A 20,710-nucleotide genomic window follows, 5' to 3' on the forward strand; every position below is an offset into this window, starting at 1 on the left:
CGCCGGGCGTGACCCACCGTCCCGGCTACCGTCGATGGCGTGACCAGGGATCCAGACCTCGTCGTGGTGGGTTCGGGCTTCTTCGGGCTGACCGTGGCCGAGCGGGCCGCCACCGAGCTCGACAAGCGGGTGCTCGTCGTCGAGCGCCGCGCGCACCTCGGGGGCAACGCGTACTCCGAGCCCGACCCCGAGACGGGGATCGAGGTGCACCGCTACGGAGCACACCTGTTCCACACGTCGAACCAGCGGGTCTGGGACTACGTCAACCGGTTCACCGACTTCACCGGCTACCAGCACCGCGTCTTCACGATCTACGAGGGCCGCGTCTACCCGATGCCGGTCAACCTCGCGACGATCTGCGAGTACGCCGGGCGGGCGATGAGCCCCGACGAGGCCCGCGCGTGGGTCGCCGAGCACGCCGCCGAGATCGACGTCGCCGACGCGGCGAACTTCGAGGAGAAGGGCGTCGCGCTGGTCGGCCGCCCGCTCTACGAGGCGTTCTTCGCCGGCTACACCGCCAAGCAGTGGCAGACCGACCCGAAGGAGCTGCCGGCGTCGATCGTGAGCCGCCTGCCGGTGCGCTACACCTTCGACAACCGGTACTTCTCCGACACCTATGAGGGCCTGCCGGTCGACGGCTACACCGCCTGGCTGCAGCGGATGGCCGACCACCCGAACATCGAGGTCCGTCTCGACACCGACTGGTTCGACCTGCGCGACTCGCTGCCGGCCGACGTGCCGACCGTCTACACCGGCGCGCTCGACCGCTACTTCGACTACAGCGAGGGCGAGCTCGGCTGGCGCACGCTCGACTTCGAGTCCGAGGTGCTGACCACGACCGGCGACTTCCAGGGCACCCCGGTGATGAACTACGCCGACCGTGACGTGCCCTACACGCGCATCCACGAGTTCCGGCACTTCCACCCCGAGCGCACGTCCTACCCCAAGGACAAGACGGTGATCGTGCGCGAGTACTCGCGGTTCGCCCAGCACGGCGACGAGCCGTACTACCCGATCAACACCGCCGAGGACCGCGCCAAGCTCGAGCGCTACCGCGAGCTCGCCCGCAAGGAGGCGACCAACCGCAAGGTGCTCTTCGGCGGCCGCCTCGGGACGTACAAGTACCTGGACATGCACATGGCGATCGGTTCGGCGCTGACGCTGTTCGACAACCGCATCGCCCCGTGGTTCACCGACGGTGCCTCGTTCGACGACGCCGACCTGGCGGAGGTGTGATGCACCGCCCCGCCGCGGGCCTGCTCGCGACCCTGTCCTGCGCGGCGGTGCTGACGCTCGCGGCCTGCGACGACAGCGAGCCCGCGCCCTCGGGCGGCGGTCACGAGGGCGGGCACTCCGCCCCGCACGGCGAGACCCACCCCACCCACCACACCTCGGCTCCCGCGGGCCCGTCGGGGGAGTTCGACCCGCGGAACTGCCCCAGCGGCCGGGTCTGCTGACCGTCACTGCTGGGTAGCACCTCCCGGTGATCGTCCCGGGCTCCCTCGTGTTCACCGTCTCCGGCGAGCGGCCGGGCTACCTCGCCGAGGTCCTCACTTCCTGGGGGCGGGCCCGCGGCGTCGCGGACTGGCCGATGACGTTCCTCCTCGAGCCCGGCACCCGGGCCCGGGAGTGCCGCACGGTGATCGCCGACGCGTTCCCCGCCGCGGACGTCGTGGTGCACCCCGAACGTCTCGGTGTCCTCGCCAACCCGCACCGCGCGCTCGCCACGGCCTTCGAACGCGGCGCCGCGTTCGCGGTGCTCGGCGAGGAGGACATCGTCGTCGCCGACGACGTGCTCGAGTTCTTCACCCACGCCGCCGTGGCCCACCGCGACGACCCCTCGGTGCTCGCGGCCTGCGCCTTCTCGCGGCTGCCCGCGCCGCAGCCGGCCGACGCGGTCGGCTCCGGGCGCTTCAGCCCCTGGGTGTGGGGCACGTGGTCCGACCGCTGGCACGACACGCTCGGACCGCGGTGGTTCGAGGCCGCCCGCGCCCCGGAGCCGGGCGGCGGCAACGGCTTCGACTTCGGCGTCGAGCGGATGATGGCGGCGTCGGGGCGCCGGGTCGTCATCCCGCTGGCGAGCCGCTCGGACGACATCGGCCAGTACGGCGGGGTGCACGCCGTGCCCGAGGACTGGGAGGCCGGGCGGGCGGCCACCTTCGCGGCGCACCGCGAGCCCCGGCCGTTCCGCGACGTGACCCCCGTCGGGGTGGCGGCGGCGGCGACCCGCCGGGGGGCTCCCCGGACGTAGGTCGCCCCGCCGCTACCGTCGTCGGTGTGACGAGCACGGTCGACGAGGGACGGCGCCGCGGCGCCGCGGGGACGGTGGAGACGACGGTGCGCCCCGCAGGTACGGGTCCGGCGCTGCTGCAGCGCGTCATCCTGCCGCGCCCGGCCGACCCCACCTCGGTGCGCGCGCTGTACCTGGACGAGGGCACGGCGACGTCGGTGAAGACCACCGCGCCCACCGCCCACCGCCCGGGCACGTTCGACGAGACCGCCGACGAGTACGTCATGCACGTGCGGCGCAGCGGGTCGCGCGTCGCCGAGGTGACGTCGCGGACGTCGGTGCGCCTGCCCGAGCGCAGCGAGGTGTCGTTCGCCGCCTACTTCAACGCGTTCCCGGCCGCGTACTGGCGCCGCTGGTCGGTGCTCGCCGAGGTCGTCCTGCGGCTGCGCGTGCGTGGCCGCGGGCGCGTCGACGTGTACCGCTCGACCGCGCGCGGCGTGGCCGTGCACCTCGCCGGCGAGCTCGTCGGGGAGGCCGGCGACGGCGCCGAGCAGGAGGTCGTCGTCCCGGTCGCGCTGACGCCGTTCGGCGACGGCGGCTGGGTGTGGTTCGACCTCTCCAGCGAGGGCGGCTCCCTCGAGCTGCTCTCCGGCGGCTGGTACGCCGACCGCGCGGCCCCCGGGCGCGGCGCGGTCGCGGTCGGGATGCCGACGTTCAACCGCCCGAGCGACTGCGTCGCGACGCTCGCCGCGCTCGGCGAGGACCCGCTGGTCCGCGAGGCCCTCACCGCCGTGATCATCCCGGACCAGGGCTCGTCCAAGGTCCGCGACCAGCCCGGCTTCGACGAGGCGGCCGCGGCGCTGGGCGACCGGCTGCGGATCATCGACCAGCCCAACCTCGGCGGCTCCGGCGGCTACGCGCGGATCATGTACGAGGCACTGGAGACCACCGACTGCGAGCAGATCCTGTTCATGGACGACGACATCGTCCTCGAGCCGGACTCGGTGCTGCGCGCGCTGGCGTTCTCGCGGTTCTCCCGCGAGCCGATGCTCGTCGGCGGGCAGATGCTGTCGCTGCAGGCGCGCTCGCACCTGCACGCGATGGGCGAGGTCGTCGACCGCGGCACGTTCTTCTGGCAGCTCGCCCCCCACACCACCGACGACCACGACTTCGCGGTCGACTCGCTGCGCGAGACGCTGTGGATGCACCGGCGCGTCGACGTCGACTACAACGCCTGGTGGATGTGCCTCATCCCGCGCGCGGTGGCCGAGCGGATCGGGCTGCCGCTGCCGCTGTTCATCAAGTGGGACGACTGCGAGTACGGCCTGCGCGCGGGCAGCCACGGCATCCCGACCGCGACCGTGCCCGGCGTCGGGATCTGGCACATGAGCTTCGTCGAGAAGGACGACAGCTCCGACTGGCAGGCGTACTTCCACGTGCGCAACCGCCTCGTCGTGGCCGCCCTGCACGGGCCGGACAACCCGCGCGCGATGCTCGCCGACTCGCTCAAGCGCACGCTGCGGCACCTGTTCCTGCTCGAGTACTCGACGATCGCGCTGCACCACATGGCGATGCGCGACTTCCTGTCCGGGCCGAAGGCGCTGTTCGGGGCCCTGCCGACGGCGCTGGGCGCGGTGCGCGCGACGCGGGCCGAGTTCCCGGACGGCACGGTGCACCGCGACGCCGGCGACCTGCCCCGCCCGGCGGTGGGCGCGCGCGAGTCCCAGCTGTGGCCGAAGCCCCCGGCGAGCCGGCTGGCCCAGGTCGCGGCCCTCGCGCGCGGGCTGGCGCACCAGGTCCGCCCCGTCGACCCGCACGCCCACGAGCGCCCGCAGCGCGACGTCCCCGCCGAGCACGGCCAGTGGTTCCTGCTCTCGCGCCTCGACGGGGCGACGGTGACGACGTCCGACGGCTCCGGGGTGACCTTCCGCAAGCGCGACCGCGAGATGTTCTGGTCGATGCTGCGCGAGTCGGTGGCCCTGCACGCCGAGATCGGGCGGGCGTGGACGGCGATGCGCCGCCGCTACCAGGACGACATGGGCGAGCTGGTGAGCCGCACCGCCTGGCGCGAGCAGGTCTTCGACCGCTTCCGCTGACCGCGCGTTCTGGGCAGGGTGGCTGGCCGGGAAATCCCCCCGCTCGTTCTCGGTGATCCCAGAAGGCGGACCGGACCTGTCCGCCTCGCTCTCTAGCGTTCACGTCATCAGGGACGACGAGGGAAGGCCCGAGATGACCACGATCGCCGCGCAGGAGACCACCGTGACCAGCACCGACGCCGACGAGCGCGCCGACCTCCTCGCCGAGCTCGCGCAGGCCCGGCACTGGATCGTCTTCCCCACCCGCGACCTCACCGACGAGCAGGCCGCGTCCCGCCCGACGGCGTCGCAGCTCTGCCTCGGCGGGCTGATCAAGCACGTCGCCGAGGTCGAGGAGGGCTGGATGCGCTTCGCGGTGCACGGCGCCTCGGCGGAGGAGGGCTTCGAGCTGCCCGAGGGCATGACGATCGACGACTTCGAGGGCTGGATCGCGAGCCTCGACGAGAAGCCGGCCTGGCTCGTCGAGCGCGAGAACGAGTTCAAGCTGCTGCCCGAGGAGACCCTCGCGGGCGTGATCGCGCACTACGAGCAGGTCGCGGCACGGACCGAGGCCACGCTGGCGACGTTGCCGGACCTCAACGTGCGCCACGAGCTGCCGCCGGCGCCGTGGAACGAGCCGGGCGCCACCTGGTCGGTGCGCCGCGTGCTGCTGCACATCATCGCCGAGACCACCCAGCACGCCGGCCACGCCGACATGCTCCGAGAGCACATCGACGGCGCGACGTCCATGTGATCGCCGTCCCGGTCTGCTCCCTACCGAGCGGTAGTGCCACACTGCCCGCGTGACGGAGCAGACCGGGCAGCGTGGCGAGGTCGAGACCGGGACCGACAGCACGGACACGCGAGCCGAGACCAGTCAGGACGAGGCCGACGAGATGGCCGGCCCGAACGAGCAGTCCGGGTACGAGGGCGACTCCGGCTCGTCGAGCGGGTCGAACGACTCGGGGGCCTCGAGCTCCCAGTCCTCGGACTCGAACTCGTCGGACGAGAGCTCGACGGACGAGAAGTCGTCGAACGAGAGATCGTCGAACGAGAGCTCGTCGAACGAGAGCTCGTCGAACGAGAACTCGTCGAACGAGAACTCGTCGAACGAGAGCTCGTCGAACGAGAGCTCGTCGACCGAGGAGTCGAGTTCGGACTCCGACTCGAACTCCGACTCGAGTTCGTCCGACGGCCAGTCGTCCCAGCAGGACAGCCAGAGCGACCAGCAGGACAGCCAGCAGGACCAGCAGGGCGACGAGTCCGAGGCCCCGCACGGCCGCGAGACCCGCTCGCCGATCAACCTCGGCGACACGGCGTGGAAGGTCGCGAACGTCCTCGCGACCGTCGTGCGGGTCGTCGGCTACGCCCTGGCCGCGATCCTCGTCCTCGACATCATCCTCACGTTCGTCGGCGTCAACACGGCCAACGGGGTCGCGCAGGTCATCGGCAGCATCAGCGACACCGTCGTCCTGGGCTTCCGCGACCTCTTCCTGCTGTCCGACCCGATCCTGACCACTGTGGTCAACGACGGCCTCGCGGCGGTCTTCTGGGTGCTCGTCGCGGAGTTCGGCTCGCGCCTGATCCGCTGGCTGGGCGCCCGCCTGGCCTGACGGCCGGTCGGACGCGCCGGTCAGACGCGGGCGGCGGCACCGCCCGCGGCGGCGCTGCCCGCCACCGCGCGCACGGGCAGGAACGCCGCCAGCCCGAGCAGCAGCACGATCCCGATGCCGAGGATCCCCCAGCGCTGGGCGCCGAAGACCGTGATGAACAACGCGAACATCGCCGGCGCGAGGAAGCTGACCGCGCGCCCGGTGGTGGCGTAGAGCCCGAACAGCTCGCCCTCGCGCCCGGGCGGCACCACGCGCGCGAGGTAGCTCCGCGAGCACGCCTGCGCCGGTCCGACGAACAGCGACAGGAACGTTCCGCCGATCCAGAACGCCGACGGCCCGCTGGCGAACAGCATCACCCCGGCGGTGACGACCAGGGCGGCGAGGCAGACGACGATGACGATCTTCGGGCCGACGCGGTCGTCGAGCCAGCCGCCCACCACCGCGCCCAGTGCGGAGACCACGTTGGCGACGATCGCGAAGATGATGACGTCGCCCGGGGAGAGCCCGAACGTGCCCGAGGCCAGCACGCCGCCGAACGTGAAGATCGCGGTGAGCCCGTCGCGGTAGATGGCGCTGGAGACGAGGAAGCCCAGCAGGTGGCGGTCGTCGCGGTAGAGGCGCCCCAGGCGGCGGAACAGCAGCTTGTACGACGCGGCCCACCCCACCGCGGCCTCGGTGTCGCCGGGCGGCGGCGGGAACGGGAAGCGCATCCTCAGCACCGGGATCGTCGACACCGCGAACCACACCGCGGCGAGGACGACGACCACCCGCACGGCCGTGCCCTCGCCCTCGAACGCGATCACGGGCGCGTCGGAGAGGAAGAGGACGAAGCTCAGCAGCAGCAGCACGATGCCGCCGACGTAGCCCGCCGCCCACCCGATGCCCGACACACGGCCCGTCCGCCCGGGCGGCGCGATCCGGTAGATCATCGCGTTGTACTCGACCTGCGCGAGCTCGTAGGCGAACGTGCCGACCCCGAGCAGCAGCAGCCCCCACCACAGGTAGGAGGGCTCCGGCGCGACGAAGGCCATCAGCGCCGTGCACACGATGATCACCGCGGTGAGAACGCCCAGGCGCCGCTGCCGCCCGGCCTCGGCGCCGGCCGCGTCGCTGCGCTGCCCGTACACCGGGGCGACGAGGGCCACGAGCACGCCCGACACCGTGATCGCCAGGGCCAGCGCCGACGACCCGGTCGCCTCGTCGGCGGCCACCGAGCCGGTCAGGTAGACGGTGAAGACGAACGTCGTCACCACGTGGTTGAACGCGGCGGAGCCCCAGTCCCACGCGGCCCAGGCCGCGAGCGGACGCCCGATGCGGGCCGTCGGCGGGGTGGACGGCGCAGTCGGTGACGACACGCGCGCACGGTAGCGAGTCGCGCCCGCCCGGCGCCGTCCTGCTCCCGCACCTGTGCGGCGACGCGCCCACGGGTGAGGCGGGGCCACGTTCGATGACGGCGGCGCGGGCGTGCACTCCGCGACCCGGCGCGCGCGGACGGCCCCTGCGCTCGCAGGTCCGTGCAGGTCAGACGGTCGGTACCCCGATCGTTACGGCTCGACGATCACTCGATCGCGTGACCGTCCGTGTCCGGACGCATCTCACGCTGAGCCCTCACCGTTAGGCCATTGTGACCATCGGGCCGCATCAAGTGGCCTAATCGGACCCCGAATGGAGCTCTAACATGGCGCGATTCGCCAAGACCGTCCTGGCCACCGCGATGCTGGGTGCGGGCATGAGTGCCCTCGTCCCGGGCGCCGCCCTTGCCCAGGAGCGCGGCGGCGACGAGCAGACCGGGCTCGCCAACGTCGACGACACCCAGACGATCGTCCCGGTCAACGCCTGCAACAACAACGTGCCCGTCAACGTGCTCGGGGTCCAGGTCCCGATCCAGGACGTCGCGGGCCAGATCCCGGTCCTCAGCCCGGTCGAGCACGGCAGCGAGCAGGCCGCGGGCGTCGCCAAGAACTGCGACAACGACGTCGCCGCCGAGAACGACTGACGCCGCGAGCGCGCCTGGACCGCGGCGGCACCCCACGAGGCCGTCGCGTTCCGCGGTGTCGGGGTTCCCGAGTGCCGGCCACGGAGATGAGCAGGGGACGACCCGCTCTCCGGTCACCGGTCATCCCCTTTTCGGTTTCTCTCCACGATCCCGTCGAACGGGGTCGAAGACCCACCAGCGAGGAGTACCTGCTGTGAACCTTGTGCGTCGCTCTCTGACCGCCACCGCCCTGATCGGCGCGGGCCTGGCCGCCACCACCGGTGCCGCCTTCGCCGGTGACGGTGGCCACCGTGACGGCTCCGTCGAGCAGCACGGCCTGGTCAACCTGAACGACACCCAGACCGTCGTCCCGATCAACGCCTGCGGCAACAACGTGCCGGTCAACGTGCTCGGGGTCCAGGTCCCGGTGCAGGACATCGCCGGGAACGTCCCGATCCTCAGCTCGGTCGGCGGCGGCAGCGAGCAGGGCGCCGGCGTCAACAAGAGCTGTGAGAACGAGGTCGCGGCCGACAACTAGGCCTCGACGACGAGCGGAACCGCCGACCCGCGTCGGCGGCGACGCCCACGCCTGTTCGTGCACCCCGCCTCACCGGCCCGGCCGGCCCGAGGCGGGGTGCACGCGCAGCCCGAGCCCCGGGAACACGGGGCCGCCACAGGCCCCCGGTGCGAGGTCATCCGTCGGGGGAGGGCCTTGCACCGGGCCCTGGACCCCGGCCTCCCCTCGGGGGCCGGGGCCCGCGCGTGTTCGGGGTCGGGTGCGAGGGGCGGTGCCCTATCCTCGGGCCCGCAATTCCGCTCTCGACCCGGAGGCCGTCGCCGTGCTCAAGGGATTCAAGGATTTCCTCCTCCGCGGCAACGTGGTCGATCTCGCGGTCGCCGTCGTCGTCGGCGCGGCGTTCACGGCCGTCGTCACCGCGTTCACGAATGCGTTCCTCAAGCCGCTGATCCAGGTGTTCTCCGGTGGCGGCGAATTCGCCGGATCGTTCGTGGTGCGGGGTGTCGTCTTCGACTACGCGAGTTTCGTCAACGCGGTCATCACCTTCGGCCTGACCGCGCTGGTCATCTACTTCTTCGTCGTCACGCCGCTGCGGATCGTCGAGGAGCGCCGCCGGCGCGGCGAGGAGGCCGGCTCCGCCGACCCCACCGACGTCGAGCTCCTCGCCGAGATCCGCGACCTGCTCCGCGAGCAGGCCGCCCGCTCCGGGCCGTCCGACGGCCGGGGCACCGCGGGCGGCGCCGGCGGGCGCATCCCCCACCAGGACCGCTGAGCTCCGGCTCGAGCGCCGTGGGGTCGATCTCGAAGTGCACGGTCGACCACGGGTCCGGCCGCGCGTCGTGCACGAGCACCGCGCCGGGGAAACCCGTCCAGAACGCCAGCGCGCCGGGCACGGCGGCGTTCGTGTGCAGGCACACCGGGTCGTAGCCCTCGGCGAGCGCCCACCGCGCGGCCGCGGTCGCGAGCAGCCGCCCCACCCCGCGCCGACGGTGCCCGGGAGCGCCCATACCCGGCAGAGCTGGCCGACCCGCCGCCCCTCGTAGCGCTGCGCGAGCCAGGACGGGACGTAGCGGGGCTCCGGTCCGCCCGCGCGCACCGAGGCGGTCCCGGCGACGGCGGGTCCGTCCGGTCCCTCGGCGGTGCCCACGAGCAGGCGCGTGCCCGGAGCGTCCAGGTACGTGCCGGCGAGGTCGTCGACGTCGGCGTGCAGCCGCGGGTCGTAGCCCCCGAGCTCGCGCTCGAGCACGGCGCGCAGGCCGTTTGGTCCTACTGGCTCGCCCAGTACGAGAACGAGCGGTAGTCGGGGTACGGCTGGAGGTAGGGCTGGCGCGGGCCGAGCGTCACCGTGATCTCGGGGGCCGTCACGAGCTCGCCGGGCAGGACGAACGAGTCCTGCACCCACGAGCGGTCGTCGGTGGCGAACTCCCAGTCGCCGGCGCCCCGCCCGTCCACGCCCACCGAGACCACGCCGGCCTGGGTGTTGCGGTCGGCCAGCGGCTCGCGGGCCTCGACGCGCGTGGTGAGGGTCACCGGGACGCCCGGGGTGAGCCCGCGCAGCGTGAAGTGCTCGCCGCCCTCGACCTCACGACCCGAGTCGACGATCCGTCGCCCGTCGATGCGGTCCTCCCCGCGCAGGATGGTCCGCGGACGCATCCCGACCAGCGCGCGATCGACCTCGTAGCCGTGCGCGGCCTCGTCCACCGGGTCGCCCACGTTGACGTGGTCGACGATCCGGCCGGGGACCGCGACGTCCGGCAGGTCGCCGCTGCCCACCACCGACCAGTCGGCGGTCCACACGTCGGTCTGCGTGCAACCGCCGTTCGACTGGCACACCCCGCCGAGAGCGGCGTCGCGGACCGGGGAACGGGTCTGGAAGGTGGTCAGCGGCTCGTCGGAGAGCACGCCGGCCGCCGACATGTCCTCGAAGTCGACGTCCATGAACTCCGTGAAGACCGAGAAGTACGTCGGCCGCTGGTCCGCGGGCATCCGGGCGAGGGCCTCGTAGAGCGCGCCGGTGCCCTCGACCGACGGCTCGGCCAGCCCGTTCGTCGTCAGACCGATCATGTCGACGACGGCGCGGTCGGAGAAGTACGCGGTCGCCCCCACGTCGTTCACCGCGATCCGCGCGTCGGGCGGCGTGTTGCCCCGCAGCCACAGGGCCGGTGACAGGGCCGCCTCCCGGATGCCCGCGCCCTGCTGGGCGGACCGCAGGGCCCAGGTCGGCACCGACACCACACCGATCAGGACCGCGACCCCGATCAGGGCGACGACGACGGACCGGCGCTGCGGTGCGGCGGGGACGGCGCGTCCGAGGGTCCGCACCCCGAGGACGACGAGCAGGAGCACGAGCGGCAGGAACGGGCTCATGTACCGCCCGTTCTGCCAGAGCGCGGTCATGAGCGTCGAGTCGGCGACGACGATCCCGAGGAGGCCCAGCGCGAGCACGGCGGCCAGCACGCGGTGGCGCGGACGGTCCAGCACGAGCGCGGCCAGACCGAGGGCGGCCAGCAGGAGGGTCCCCGGCGCCACGAGCCCCACGTCGTCCGTGAGGCCGCCGTAGGTCGCCACCGCCTCCCGCGTGTTGGTGACCATGCGGTCGACCACCTCGAGCGGCGACCCGAGGAACTGGTGGAGCCAGGATTTCGCGAGGACGCCGTTGTTCTCCGACGACCCCGTCAGCACCAGGTAGAGCAGCCGCTGTCCCAGCGCGACGACGGGCGGGAGCGCGCACCAGGCCGCAGTGACGACCACGGCGCGCGTGGTGAGGAGACCGCGGCGACGACCCTGCACTAGCGTCGCCGCGACGCCGACCAGCACGGCCCCCGCCAGCACCAGGCCCTCGGGCCGCGCCAGCACGAGGAGCAAGGCCACCAGCGGCGTGGACCGGAAGCGCCCGGAGGGCTGCTCGCGGACGAAGGCCAGCAGCGTGCCCACGGCCAGCACGGCGACCATGCCGACCTCCATGCCGCTCGTGGCACCCCACAGCAGCGGGCCGCAGAGCGCGGTGAGCACCGCCGTGGCCATGCCGACGCCCGGGGAGGCGACGCTGCGGCCGAGGTGCAGGGCCAGCACGGTGGTGGCGACCATGCACGCGACGCCGAACGCCACCGCGGCGTAGAGCAGCAGGCCGCTCTGGGCCCCGAGCGCGAAGGCGGCCCCGAGGACGAGCACGTAGAGCAGGCTGCTGGCGCCGGTGCTCGGCGGCATGCCGTCCTGGTACTGCAGGAAGTGGCCGAGGCCGATCTGCCGCGCGTACTGCAGATGGATGTAGACGTCGTCGAGGGGCGGCGAGAACCGGCCCTGGTTGTACGCGGCGTTGAGGACCAGGAAGCCGAGCGACACCGCCAGCGCGAGCGCCCCGACGCCCCAGGCCGCGACGTCGATCCTCGGGGCCAGGGAACGCAGCCGAGCGCCCTTCCGGCCGGACTCCGGCGCCCCCGTGCCGGCCGACGGCCCGCTCCCGAGCTCGGTCTCCGGGTCCCGGGCGTGGTCGTGTTCCAGCGTCGTCATCGCGTTTCCCCCTGGCCACAGCCGACGTCCCCTCCGCCGTCACCGCACCGTAACCACCGGGCGGACGCCCCTCCCCGCGGGTCCGGTGCGGCGACGAGCCGAGCACGGAGGGTCCTCGTCCGGCGGGTCCGTCCCGGTCGGCGGCAGGCCTCGGCCGACACACCCTCGACCCGGTGTCACCGCCACTCGGCGGTGACTGCTCCGATCGAGGCGCGGTGACGGAGAGCGACCCCACGCGTGCACACGCTCCCGGATCGAACGGCGGTCCACCCCAATCCACCGATCGGAGTATCAGGAGACGGCCACTCGGAGCCGTTAACCAGGTCGAGGGTCGGAACGCGGCCCTGGTGGTGGACGTCGGGGGAGGCGCGGTGCGGACGGTGGTGGGGCAGGACCACGACATCCCGGCGCCGCGAGGCGCCGCCGCGCCCCGCCCGACGTCCACCCGCACCCGGGCCGTCACCGTCGAGCTGCCGGCCCTGACCGGGCTGCGCGCGGTCGCCGCGGTCTGGGTGCTGCTGCACCACCTGAGCTTCCTGCCCGTCTCCGGCTACGCCGGCTGGTTCGCCCCCGTGGCGCCGCTGGTCAGGGCCGGGACGCTGGGCGTCGACCTGTTCTTCGCCCTCTCCGGTTTCCTGCTCGCCCGCTCCTACCTCGACCGGTGGCGTGGTGCCCCCGGCCCGCGGCAGGCGCTGGGCTTCGTCTGGGCCCGCGTGGCCCGTGTCTGGCCGCTCTACGCGGTCGTGGTGGTCCTGGTCGGGCTGTGGTGCGCCGCGCGCGCCGTCCTGGGGAGCGACGGTGTGATCACGTGGCAGGGCACCCAGCCCGGCCTGGACCCCCTGAGCTGGCTGCGCCAGCTGACGATGACGCAGATGTGGGGCTCCGGCGGCATCGACGGCGTGTCGTTCGTCCTGCCGGCGTGGTCGATCAGCGCCGAGTGGGCCGCCTACCTGGCCTTCCCGTTGCTCGCCGGCGCCGCCTGGCTGGTGCGCGGCTGGCCGCGCCCCCTGCTCGCCGTGCTCGCGGTCCTCGCCGCCTCGCCGACGGCCCTCGTCGCGGTCCGCGGTGCCTTCGGCGGCTCGTTCGACGGGTTCTGGGCCGTGCGCCTCGTCGCCGGCTTCTCTGCCGGGGTGCTGACGTGGCTCGTCGTGCGCCGGGTCCCGCTGACGGCGGCGGTCTCGCGCTGGGCCCACCGGGTGCTGCTCGTGGCGATCGGCGAAATCGTCCTGGTCGTCTACTGGGCCGCCACCGCGCCGCCCACCGCCGCGTTCGCCGCCGACGCCCGCGTCTTCCTCGCCGCGCCGCTGATGCCCGTGCTGCTGGGCGCGCTGGCGCTCACCGACGGACCGGTGGCCCGCGCCCTGGGCGGCGCGCGCCTGCGCCACGGCGGGCGCATCTCCTACGCGCTCTACCTCGTGCACTTCCCCCTGATCGAGATGGCGCTCGTCGCCATGACCCGCATCCCCGCGCTCGCCCCGGACACGGCGGCGGCCGCCCTGCTCGTGCCCCACCTCGCGGTCGCGTCCCTGGTGCTCGCGCACCTGGCGTACCGCTGGGTCGAGGAGCCTGCGCAGGCCTGGATGCGGGACCGGGACCCGTCGCGGCGCCGGGGTGGCGTGCGCCGCGGCCTCGCGGAGACCCGGCGTCCGGAGGTCACCCCGCCCTCCGGTCACCGGGCGGTCGGGCGGCGTGGGGGCAGCCACGCCGTCCGGCCGACGACGGCCACCACCCCGTCGCTGCGCGCGGCCTGAGAGGGCTCGAGGCCTACCGCGGGCCGCCGAGGTCGTTGAGCGTCAGCAGCGCCGCCGGGCCGTCGGCGGCGGGCCGGACGACCGTGCGCGCGGCGTTCTCCAGCCGCGGGAACACCGCGCGGTAGTGGTCGAGCGGGAGCCCGAGCATCGAGCACAGCAGCAGGCGCAGCAGCGTCTGGTGGGCCACGACGAGGACCCGGCCGTCGGGGTGGGCGGCCGCGGCCTCGGCGAGCACCGGGGCGGCGCGCGCGACGGCGTCGGCGCCCGGCTCGCCCCCGGGCAGCGGCGCGCTCGCGGGCCGGCGCAGGAACGCGGCCACCGCGTCGGGGTACTCCTCGGAGGTCTCCTCGCGGGTGTGCCCGTCGGCCTTGCCGAAGTCCACCTCCACGAGGCGCTCGTCGACCCGGTAGGCCAGCCCCGCGGCCTCGGCCGCCGCCGACGCGGTCTCGCGGGCCCGGCGCAGCGGCGAGGTCAGCACCGCGTCGAGGCCCGCCCCGGCCGCCCACCGGGCGAGCTCTTCCGCCTGCTCCTGCCCGCGCGGGGTGAGCGGGACGTCGGAGCGGCCCGCGTAGCGGTCGCTGTGCCACACGGTCTCGCCGTGGCGCACCAGCACCAGCTCGGTCACGTGTCCTCCCCGGGCGGGCCGATCCAGCCGCGCTCGGCCAGCGCGGCCCGGAACGCCGCGTAGCGCTCCTCGATGGCCGGATCGTGCCGTGGCGCGAGCACCTCGGCCACGTGGACCATCTCCCCGGCCACGGCGACCAGGTCGGGCTCGCCGTCGCCGGCGGCGACCCCGGCCCGCGCCAGCATCGCGGTGCCCAGCGCCGGTTCGGCCTGGTCGGGGCGGTGCAGCGCCACGCCGAGGACGTCGGCGCGGTGCTGGTTCCACCAGGGGTTGCGGGTGGCCCCGCCGGTGATCGTGCGCGGCCCGGAGACGTCGGCCCCGAGGCCGGCGACGTGCTCGAAGCACAGCCGCTCGACGAAGGCGACGCCCTCGGCCAGCGCGGCGAACGCGGTGCGCTCGCCCCGCGCGCCGGCGAGCTCGGCGAGGGGACGGGCCCGGTCGCCGTCAAGCCAGAAGCCCTCCGCGTCGGGCGCGGCGAACGGGAAGCGCTCGCCGGTGCCGGCGAGGGGGTAGACGACGGGCAGGTCGCCGGTCCCGCCGGCGGCCAGCGCCCGGGTGTGGACGTCGAACCGCGCCGGCTCGACGTGCTGGGCGAGCACCGCGGCGCCGGTGCTCGACGCCCCGCCGGGCAGCCACCAGCCGCCCTGCGGGTCGCGGTGGCAGTAGACGGTGCCGGCGGGGTCGTGCAGCAGCCGGTCGGCGACGCCCTTGAGCACCAGCGTCGTCCCGAGCACGGCGTTCCAGTCGCCGGGCCGGACCGCGCCCGCCCCGAACTGGGCCGCGCAGCCGTCGGTGGTCCCGGCCAGCACCGGGGTGCCCGGGCGCAGGCCGGTGGCGGCTGCGGCGTCGCGCCCGAGGCCGCCGAGGGTCCGGCCGGACGGGACGACGGCGGGCAGCGCGCCGGGGTCGATCCCGAGCGCGGTGAGCACCTCGGCCGGCCACCGGTCGGCCAGCAGGTCGTAGCCGGTCTTGAGCGCGGTGCTCGTGTCGGTCGGCACGTCGTGCCCGACGAGGTGCGCGGTGACGACGTCGGTCTGGTGGCGGACGCGGGCGCCGGGGTGCTCCTCGAGCAGGGCGAGCACGGTGGGCAGCGCCCAGCTGGCGCCCACGCGGTAGCCGAGGCGGTCCCAGACCTCCGCGCCCACCTCCCGGACCCGCTCCACGTGCGGGCTGCCGCGGGCGTCGTCGTACATGACGCCCGGTGTCAGTGGCCCGTCCTCGCTGGTCAGGACCACGGTGCCCGAGGTGGCGTCCACCGCGAGGCCGCCGACGGCCGCCGGGTCGACGCCCGCCACCACCTCGGCGAGCGCGGCGTCGACGGCCGCGGTCCACTCGCCCGGGTCCTGCTCGTGGCGGACCTCCCCGTCGGTGGTCGCGGGGTGCCGGCTGTGCAGCGGGCGGGTGGCCGCGGCGCGCACGGTCCCGTCGTCGGCGACGGCCAGCGCGCGCACGCTCTGGGTGCCGAGGTCGATCCCGATCCAGGTCCGACCGTCCATCGCTCTCCGTCCGTCCTCGGCGCTCGTCAGCCGGTCGCGGTGCTGCCCGCGGGGACCCGCCGGGCCACCTCGGGGTCGATCTCGGAGCGGATCACCAGCGACACCCCCGCGACCACGAGGTACATGACGCAGTACGCGATGACCACACCGGCACCGCCGAACAGCGGGAAGAACGCCGTGACGGTCAGCGGGCCGAGCAGGGCCGCGCCGCCCGCCCCGGTGTTGAGGATGGCCAGCGCCGCGCCCTTGTCCTTAGGCGACACCATGGACGGCATCAGCGCCGAGAGCGGCACGAAGCCGGCGAGAACGATGCCGTAGACGGCGCCGAGCACCGCGGTGACCAGGAAGTCCTGCGAGGCGATCGCGACGAAGTACCAGAGCGGGACGGCCACGGCGCACCCCAGGCAGCCGAAGACCGTCACCGTGCGCCGCCAGCCGAAGTGGTCGCCGAAGACGCCGAAGAACAGGTTGGCGCCGATGTTCGCCGCGTAGGTGACCGTGGCGAGCACCGCGACCTCGGCGGTGGTGAGGAACCCGCCGCCGGGGGTGTCCGGGCCGAAGACGAAGGGGAACATCGCGAAGAAGCCGTACTGCGGCGCGGTGTTGACCAGGCGGACGAAGAAGCCGGCGATGGTGCGCTTGTCGCGCCAGAGGATGTCGATGCCCTCGGTGAGGCGGCGCAGGCTGCGCGGGTGCGCGACGGTCTCGTCGGCGATGGGCTGGAGGCCCTGCGGCTCGGTGACCGCGAAGCAGCCGATGGCGGCACCGACGGCCACGACGACCAGCGACAGCACGAGCGTGCCGTACTCGCTGATGCCCAGCGGGCCCACGCAGATCGCGGCGACCGCGGCGCCGAGGGTGGGCAGGCCGCCGGTGAAGGCGAACCAGAACCAGCCGGCGGCCGAGCCGCGCATCTGCGGGCGCGCGATCGTCTGGACCCACACCAGGAACGCGAACGCGAACAGCGGGTAGGCCAGGCCGCGCACGGCGTAGACGGTGATGATCAGCGGCGCGCTCCCGGCCGGGATGGCCACGAACAGGAAGAGGATCTCGAAGACGATCCAGATGCCCGCGCCGAGCCACATCACCCGCCGCGGGCCCCAGATCGCCGAGAGCGTCCCCGAGAACCACGAGGCGATCAGCGCGGCGACGCCGTAGAGCGTCACGGTGGCGAACGAGGCCTGGGTGCCGTCGAGCCCGCCGCCGCTGGGGCTGGCCAGGAACGACGACAGGAAGCTGGTCTCGACGCCGTCGCCGATCATGAAGATCAGCACCCCGACGAAGCCCCAGCGCAGCGGGTACGGGATGCCCCACCGCTCGAGGCCGACGCGGGGCGCGCCGTCGTCCTGCACCCCCGTCCGGGCGTCGGTGCGGTTCGCGTCGTCGGTCTCGCTCACGGGTCGCCCTCCCTGTCGTGTGCGGCTCATCACAACTAACAGGGACGGTGCTAAGTTCACAAGAGTCTTGTGGGATCCCGGTGCGCCACGGTGACGTCGACGTGCTCGCGCATCTCGGCCAGCAGCTCCTCGCTGACGCCGTCGTCGACGACGAGGGTGTCGAACTCCTCGAGGGGGCAGAGCTGGTGCAGCGCGCGCCGCGGGGCCTTGCTCGCGTCCATGAGCAGCACCGAGCGCGCGGCGGCGCCGAGCATGGCCCGTTTGACCAGGACGATGTCCTGCTCCTGGTGGTAGGTCATCGACCCGGTCATCGACGAGGTCGACACGAACGCGGCGTCCACCGACATCCGCGCGATCGACTCCGTGCAGCCGATCCCGCCGAACGAGTCGTGGGTGCGCGAGTAGTCGCCGCCGAGGGCGATCAGGCGCACCTCGGGCATCTCCTTGAGCAGCTCGAGGGCCGGCAGGTAGTTCGTCACGACGGTCAGCGGGCCGACCGCGTCCAGCAGCTCCACCAGTGCGAGCGCGGTCGTCGAGTCGTCCACCATGATCGACGACCCGGGCTCCACCAGGGGGAGCGCGGCCGCGGCCACCGCCGCCTTCTCGGAGCGGTGCACGGTGCGGCGGTACTCGGAGTGGGACTCGAACACCGACGTCGGCTGGGCCGAGACGCCGCCGCGGTAGCGGCGCACCAGCCCCCGCCGGGCCAGCTCGTCCACGTCGCGGTGCACGGTCATCAGGCTCACGCCGGTGAGGTCCACCAGCTCGGCCGCGGTCGCCGACCCGACGGCCAGGACGTGGTCGGCGATGCGCTGCTGCCGGGTGGTCCGGGGATGGACGGCGCGGCTGGGGGGCGGCGGGCTCACACCGGCCAGCTTCGCCCACCGGTCCGGTCGCCGGTGCCGACGACCGGGTAGTTCCACCGGGCGGTGTGCCGTGGACCACGATCCGCCCTTCTGTTGATCACAGAGGCGATGTTAATTTCCCATGGTCGCTGGGAGGAGATCGATGACTGCTCACCCGCCCACCCCGGACCGGACCGGTCCCGCCGCCGTGGTCTTCGACCTCGACGGGGTGCTGCTCGAGAGCGAGCACCTCTGGGAGGAGTTCTGGACCCGGTACGCGGCCCGGTTCTCGGCCACCTGGACCCCGGAGGACACCGGCCACGTCCAGGGCATGAGCGCGACCGAGTGGTCGGCGTACCTGGCCGACCGGGTCGGCAACGCCGAGGACGCCGCGACCGTGGAGCGCGCGGTCGTCGACGACATGATCGGCGCGCTGCGGGCCGGGCGGATGGAGCCCTACGACGGCGCGGTCGCGATGGTCCGCGAGGTCGCGGCCCGCGTCCCCGTCGGCCTCGCGACCTCGGCGACGCGCCGCATCATCGACGCGGTGCTCGAGCGCCACGGGCTCACCGAGTCCTTCGGGGCCACGGTGTCCAGCGCCGAGGTCGCGCGCGGCAAGCCCAGCCCCGACGTCTACCTCGAGGCCGCCCGCCGCCTCGGCGTGGACGGCGCCGACTGCGTCGGCGTCGAGGACTCCAGCAACGGGATGCGCGCCGCCCACGCCGCCGGCATGACGGTCGTCGCCATCCCCAACCCCACCTACCCGCCGAAGCCCGACGCGCTCGCGCTCGCCACCCGCGTCGCGGACGGCGTGGCCGGCGCGCACCGCGAGATCCTCGCCCTGCTCGACGGCGCCACCACGGGAGCCTCGGGAGCCGCGCGGTGACCGGCGCGGGGTCCGGCCCGGCGACGCTCACCGACGCCGCGACGTTCAAGGCGCGCTGGGTCGACGGCCTGGTCGCGGCCTACTCGCGCACCGTGCGCCGCGCCCCCGACGCGTTCGGGGTGATCTCGCGGTCCGCGCCGCGCCGGGGCAAGGTCGCGGTGGTCATCGGCGGCGGCTGCGGGCACTACCCGGCGTTCGCCGGCGTGGTCGGGCCCGGGCTGGCCGACGCCGCGGTGATCGGGGACGTGTTCACCAGCCCGTCCGCGGAGCAGGCGTACCGCACCGCCAAGGCCGTCGACGGCGGCGCCGGGGTGCTGTTCAGCTACGGCAACTACTCCGGCGACGTCATGCACTTCGGGCTCGCCGCGCGCCGGCTCGCCGCCGAGGGCATCCCGTCGCGGACGGTGCTGGTCACCGACGACGTCGCCAGCGGGCCGGACGACCGGCGCGAGACCCGCCGCGGCGTGGCGGGCGACTTCTTCGTGTTCAAGGTGGCCGGCGCCGCCGCCGAGCGCGGTGACGACCTCGAGGCCGTGGCCGCGGTGGCCGAGCGCGCCAACGACGCGACCCGCACCTTCGGCGTCGCCTTCGGCGGCTGCACCCTGCCCGGCCAGCGCGAGCCGCTGTTCACCGTCGAGCCCGGCACGATGGAGCTGGGCCTGGGCATCCACGGCGAGCCCGGGATGCGCACCGTCGACGCGATGGACGCCCACGACCTCGCCGACGCGCTGGTCGACCAGCTCGTCGACCAGCTGCCCGCGGGTGGCGACGGCCGGGTGGCGGTGCTGCTCAACGGCCTCGGGAGCACGCCGTACGAGGACCTCTTCGTCATCTACGGCCGCGTCCACGAACGGCTGCTCGGCGCCGGGCTCCGGCCGCACCGCCCCGAGGTCGGCGAGTTCGTCACCTCCATGGACATGGCGGGGCTGTCGCTGACCCTCATGCCGCTGGACGCCGAGCTCGCCGAGCTCTACGACGCGCCCTGCGAGACGCCGGGCTTCCGGCTCGCGGCCGGCGGCACGCTGGCCGGCGAGGGACCGGCCCCCGAGGACGTCCCGGAGGCCGAGCGGCGCACGCCGTCGGTCGCGCCGCCCCTCGAGGAGACCGACCCCGCGGCCGGCGGGATCGCCGCCGCCGCGCTGACCGCCGCCCTCGAGGCCGTGGTCGAGCACGAGGACGAGCTCGGCCGGCTGGACGCGGTCGCCGCCGACGGCGACCACGGCCAGGGCATCGTGCGCGGGATGCGCGGCGCCGTCGCGGCCGCGCGCACCAGCGGGGCGACCGGTGACACGGCGTCCGACGTCGGCACGGCCCTGCTCGCCGCGGGCACGGCGCTCGCCGACGCCGCCGGGGGCGCGTCCGGCGCGCTGTACGGGGTGCTGCTCACCGAGACCGGCGGCCGGCTGCAGGCGCTCGGCGAGGTCACCGTCGACCTCCCCGCGCTGGCCGACGCCGTCGACGCCGCCCAGCACGCGGTGACCGAGCTGGGCGGCGCGCGGCCCGGCGACAAGACCATGGTCGACGCGCTGGCCGCCTTCACCGGCGAGCTGCGCGCGGCCGTCGAGCGCGGCGAGGGGGTCGCCGACGGGTTCGGCGCCGCGGCCGCGCGGGCGCGCCGGGCCGCGGCCGACACCGCCGACCTCGACGCCGTCGTCGGTCGCGCGGCACGACTGGGCGGCGAGCGGGGTCGCGGCAGTCCCGACCCGGGCGCGACCTCGCTCGCCCACATGCTCGTGGCGGCCGGCGCGGTCGTCGCCGAGCGCTGCAGACGACAAGGAGGCAGGACGTGA

19 protein-coding genes and 1 pseudogene are annotated in these 20,710 nt (G+C 74.3%); 12 read left to right on the plus strand and 8 right to left on the minus strand.

The features are described from left to right. Positions 1 to 39: 39 nt before the first annotated feature. The 5 genes from glf (at position 40) to ACQPX6_RS01595 (ending at position 5,059) form a co-directional block, all read left to right on the plus strand. A complete protein-coding gene (glf, locus tag ACQPX6_RS01575) occupies positions 40 to 1,236 on the plus strand; it encodes a UDP-galactopyranose mutase (RefSeq protein ID WP_433784975.1) in 1,197 nt (398 codons plus the stop codon). Beyond that, on the plus strand, positions 1,236 to 1,457 hold the full coding sequence (locus tag ACQPX6_RS01580) for a hypothetical protein (RefSeq protein ID WP_433784976.1): 222 nt from the start codon (positions 1,236 to 1,238) through the stop codon (positions 1,455 to 1,457). The genes glf and ACQPX6_RS01580 overlap by 1 nt, the downstream gene beginning before the upstream one ends. A gap of 26 nt (positions 1,458 to 1,483) precedes the next feature. Continuing rightward, complete coding sequence (locus ACQPX6_RS01585) at positions 1,484 to 2,251, plus strand: hypothetical protein (protein WP_433784977.1); 768 nt, start codon at positions 1,484 to 1,486, stop codon at positions 2,249 to 2,251. Between the two features lie 26 nt (positions 2,252 to 2,277). Further along, the gene (locus ACQPX6_RS01590; RefSeq protein WP_433784978.1) at positions 2,278 to 4,326 is read left to right on the plus strand and encodes a glycosyltransferase; all 2,049 of its coding nucleotides are present in this window, start codon (positions 2,278 to 2,280) and stop codon (positions 4,324 to 4,326) included. Between the two features lie 133 nt (positions 4,327 to 4,459). Beyond that, on the plus strand, positions 4,460 to 5,059 hold the full coding sequence (locus tag ACQPX6_RS01595) for a DinB family protein (protein ID WP_433784980.1): 600 nt from the start codon (positions 4,460 to 4,462) through the stop codon (positions 5,057 to 5,059). Between the two features lie 123 nt (positions 5,060 to 5,182). On the opposite strand, the gene ACQPX6_RS01600 is transcribed toward ACQPX6_RS01595, so the two are convergent. After that, positions 5,183 to 5,620 (minus strand): hypothetical protein, encoded by a 438-nt coding sequence (locus tag ACQPX6_RS01600; protein ID WP_433784981.1) that lies wholly within the window; start codon positions 5,618 to 5,620, stop codon positions 5,183 to 5,185. 34 nt (positions 5,621 to 5,654) lie between these two features. Between ACQPX6_RS01600 and ACQPX6_RS01605 the strand changes: the two genes are divergently transcribed. Then, positions 5,655 to 5,918, plus strand: a complete 264-nt coding sequence (locus tag ACQPX6_RS01605) for a hypothetical protein (protein WP_433784983.1) — start codon at positions 5,655 to 5,657, stop codon at positions 5,916 to 5,918. A 20-nt stretch (positions 5,919 to 5,938) separates the two neighbouring features. Here the strand turns inward: ACQPX6_RS01605 and ACQPX6_RS01610 are convergent, their stop codons facing one another. Beyond that, entirely contained in the window at positions 5,939 to 7,273 is a 1,335-nt protein-coding gene (locus tag ACQPX6_RS01610) for an MFS transporter (protein ID WP_433784984.1), read from the minus strand. A 323-nt stretch (positions 7,274 to 7,596) separates the two neighbouring features. On the opposite strand from ACQPX6_RS01610, the gene ACQPX6_RS01615 reads away from it, so the two are divergent. The 3 genes from ACQPX6_RS01615 to mscL all read left to right on the plus strand — a co-directional run bounded on the left by ACQPX6_RS01615 (position 7,597) and on the right by mscL (position 9,182). After that, positions 7,597 to 7,914, plus strand: a complete 318-nt coding sequence (locus ACQPX6_RS01615) for a hypothetical protein (protein ID WP_433784986.1) — start codon at positions 7,597 to 7,599, stop codon at positions 7,912 to 7,914. Positions 7,915 to 8,116: 202 nt separating this feature from the next. Beyond that, positions 8,117 to 8,431 carry a hypothetical protein gene (locus ACQPX6_RS01620; RefSeq protein ID WP_433784988.1) on the plus strand — a complete coding sequence of 105 codons (315 nt, stop codon included), beginning with the start codon at positions 8,117 to 8,119 and terminating at the stop codon, positions 8,429 to 8,431. 301 nt (positions 8,432 to 8,732) lie between these two features. Beyond that, on the plus strand, positions 8,733 to 9,182 hold the full coding sequence (gene mscL / locus ACQPX6_RS01625; RefSeq protein ID WP_433788163.1) for a large conductance mechanosensitive channel protein MscL: 450 nt from the start codon (positions 8,733 to 8,735) through the stop codon (positions 9,180 to 9,182). 109 nt (positions 9,183 to 9,291) lie between these two features. Here the strand turns inward: mscL and ACQPX6_RS01630 are convergent. Both ACQPX6_RS01630 and ACQPX6_RS01635 read right to left on the minus strand, forming a co-directional pair. Continuing rightward, positions 9,292 to 9,417 (minus strand): annotated as a pseudogene (locus ACQPX6_RS01630) (GNAT family N-acetyltransferase); the annotation flags it as partial. A 259-nt stretch (positions 9,418 to 9,676) separates the two neighbouring features. Further along, complete coding sequence (locus ACQPX6_RS01635) at positions 9,677 to 11,920, minus strand: hypothetical protein (RefSeq protein ID WP_433784990.1); 2,244 nt, start codon at positions 11,918 to 11,920, stop codon at positions 9,677 to 9,679. A 371-nt stretch (positions 11,921 to 12,291) separates the two neighbouring features. Here ACQPX6_RS01635 and ACQPX6_RS01640 point away from each other — a divergent pair, with 371 nt between their 5' ends. Then, positions 12,292 to 13,671: an acyltransferase family protein gene (locus ACQPX6_RS01640; protein WP_433784992.1), complete on the plus strand. Its 1,380-nt coding sequence runs from the start codon at positions 12,292 to 12,294 to the stop codon at positions 13,669 to 13,671. A 13-nt stretch (positions 13,672 to 13,684) separates the two neighbouring features. On the opposite strand, the gene ACQPX6_RS01645 is transcribed toward ACQPX6_RS01640, so the two are convergent. Genes ACQPX6_RS01645 through ACQPX6_RS01660 form a run of 4 tightly spaced genes read right to left on the minus strand, consistent with a single transcriptional unit; the run spans position 13,685 to position 18,055 of the window. Next, complete coding sequence (locus ACQPX6_RS01645) at positions 13,685 to 14,296, minus strand: histidine phosphatase family protein (protein ID WP_433784993.1); 612 nt, start codon at positions 14,294 to 14,296, stop codon at positions 13,685 to 13,687. Continuing rightward, on the minus strand, positions 14,293 to 15,792 hold the full coding sequence (locus ACQPX6_RS01650) for an FGGY-family carbohydrate kinase (protein WP_433784994.1): 1,500 nt from the start codon (positions 15,790 to 15,792) through the stop codon (positions 14,293 to 14,295). The genes ACQPX6_RS01645 and ACQPX6_RS01650 overlap by 4 nt, the downstream gene beginning before the upstream one ends. Before the next feature lie 26 nt (positions 15,793 to 15,818). Then, positions 15,819 to 17,189: an MFS transporter gene (locus tag ACQPX6_RS01655; RefSeq protein WP_433784995.1), complete on the minus strand. Its 1,371-nt coding sequence runs from the start codon at positions 17,187 to 17,189 to the stop codon at positions 15,819 to 15,821. A gap of 56 nt (positions 17,190 to 17,245) precedes the next feature. After that, positions 17,246 to 18,055, minus strand: a complete 810-nt coding sequence (locus tag ACQPX6_RS01660; RefSeq protein ID WP_433784997.1) for a DeoR/GlpR family DNA-binding transcription regulator — start codon at positions 18,053 to 18,055, stop codon at positions 17,246 to 17,248. 142 nt (positions 18,056 to 18,197) lie between these two features. Between ACQPX6_RS01660 and ACQPX6_RS01665 the strand changes: the two genes are divergently transcribed. Both ACQPX6_RS01665 and ACQPX6_RS01670 read left to right on the plus strand, forming a co-directional pair. Further along, positions 18,198 to 18,920 (plus strand): HAD family hydrolase, encoded by a 723-nt coding sequence (locus ACQPX6_RS01665; protein WP_433784998.1) that lies wholly within the window; start codon positions 18,198 to 18,200, stop codon positions 18,918 to 18,920. Then, positions 18,917 to 20,710: a dihydroxyacetone kinase family protein gene (locus ACQPX6_RS01670; protein ID WP_433784999.1), complete on the plus strand. Its 1,794-nt coding sequence runs from the start codon at positions 18,917 to 18,919 to the stop codon at positions 20,708 to 20,710. The genes ACQPX6_RS01665 and ACQPX6_RS01670 overlap by 4 nt, the downstream gene beginning before the upstream one ends.

This window comes from Actinomycetospora sp. CA-101289 (assembly GCF_050955895.1).
Taxonomy (GTDB): domain Bacteria; phylum Actinomycetota; class Actinomycetes; order Mycobacteriales; family Pseudonocardiaceae; genus Actinomycetospora.

Excerpts from the sequence above, each read along its gene's own strand:
- ACQPX6_RS01580 (WP_433784976.1), top strand. The coding sequence starts at position 1,236 with ATGCACCGCCCCGCCGCGGGCCTGCTCGCGACCCTGTCCTGCGCGGCG.
- ACQPX6_RS01595 (WP_433784980.1), top strand. The coding sequence starts at position 4,460 with ATGACCACGATCGCCGCGCAGGAGACCACCGTGACCAGCACCGACGCC.
- ACQPX6_RS01615 (WP_433784986.1), top strand. The coding sequence starts at position 7,597 with ATGGCGCGATTCGCCAAGACCGTCCTGGCCACCGCGATGCTGGGTGCG.
- ACQPX6_RS01635 (WP_433784990.1), bottom strand. The coding sequence starts at position 11,920 with ATGACGACGCTGGAACACGACCACGCCCGGGACCCGGAGACCGAGCTC.
- ACQPX6_RS01650 (WP_433784994.1), bottom strand. The coding sequence starts at position 15,792 with ATGGACGGTCGGACCTGGATCGGGATCGACCTCGGCACCCAGAGCGTG.
- ACQPX6_RS01665 (WP_433784998.1), top strand. The coding sequence starts at position 18,198 with ATGACTGCTCACCCGCCCACCCCGGACCGGACCGGTCCCGCCGCCGTG.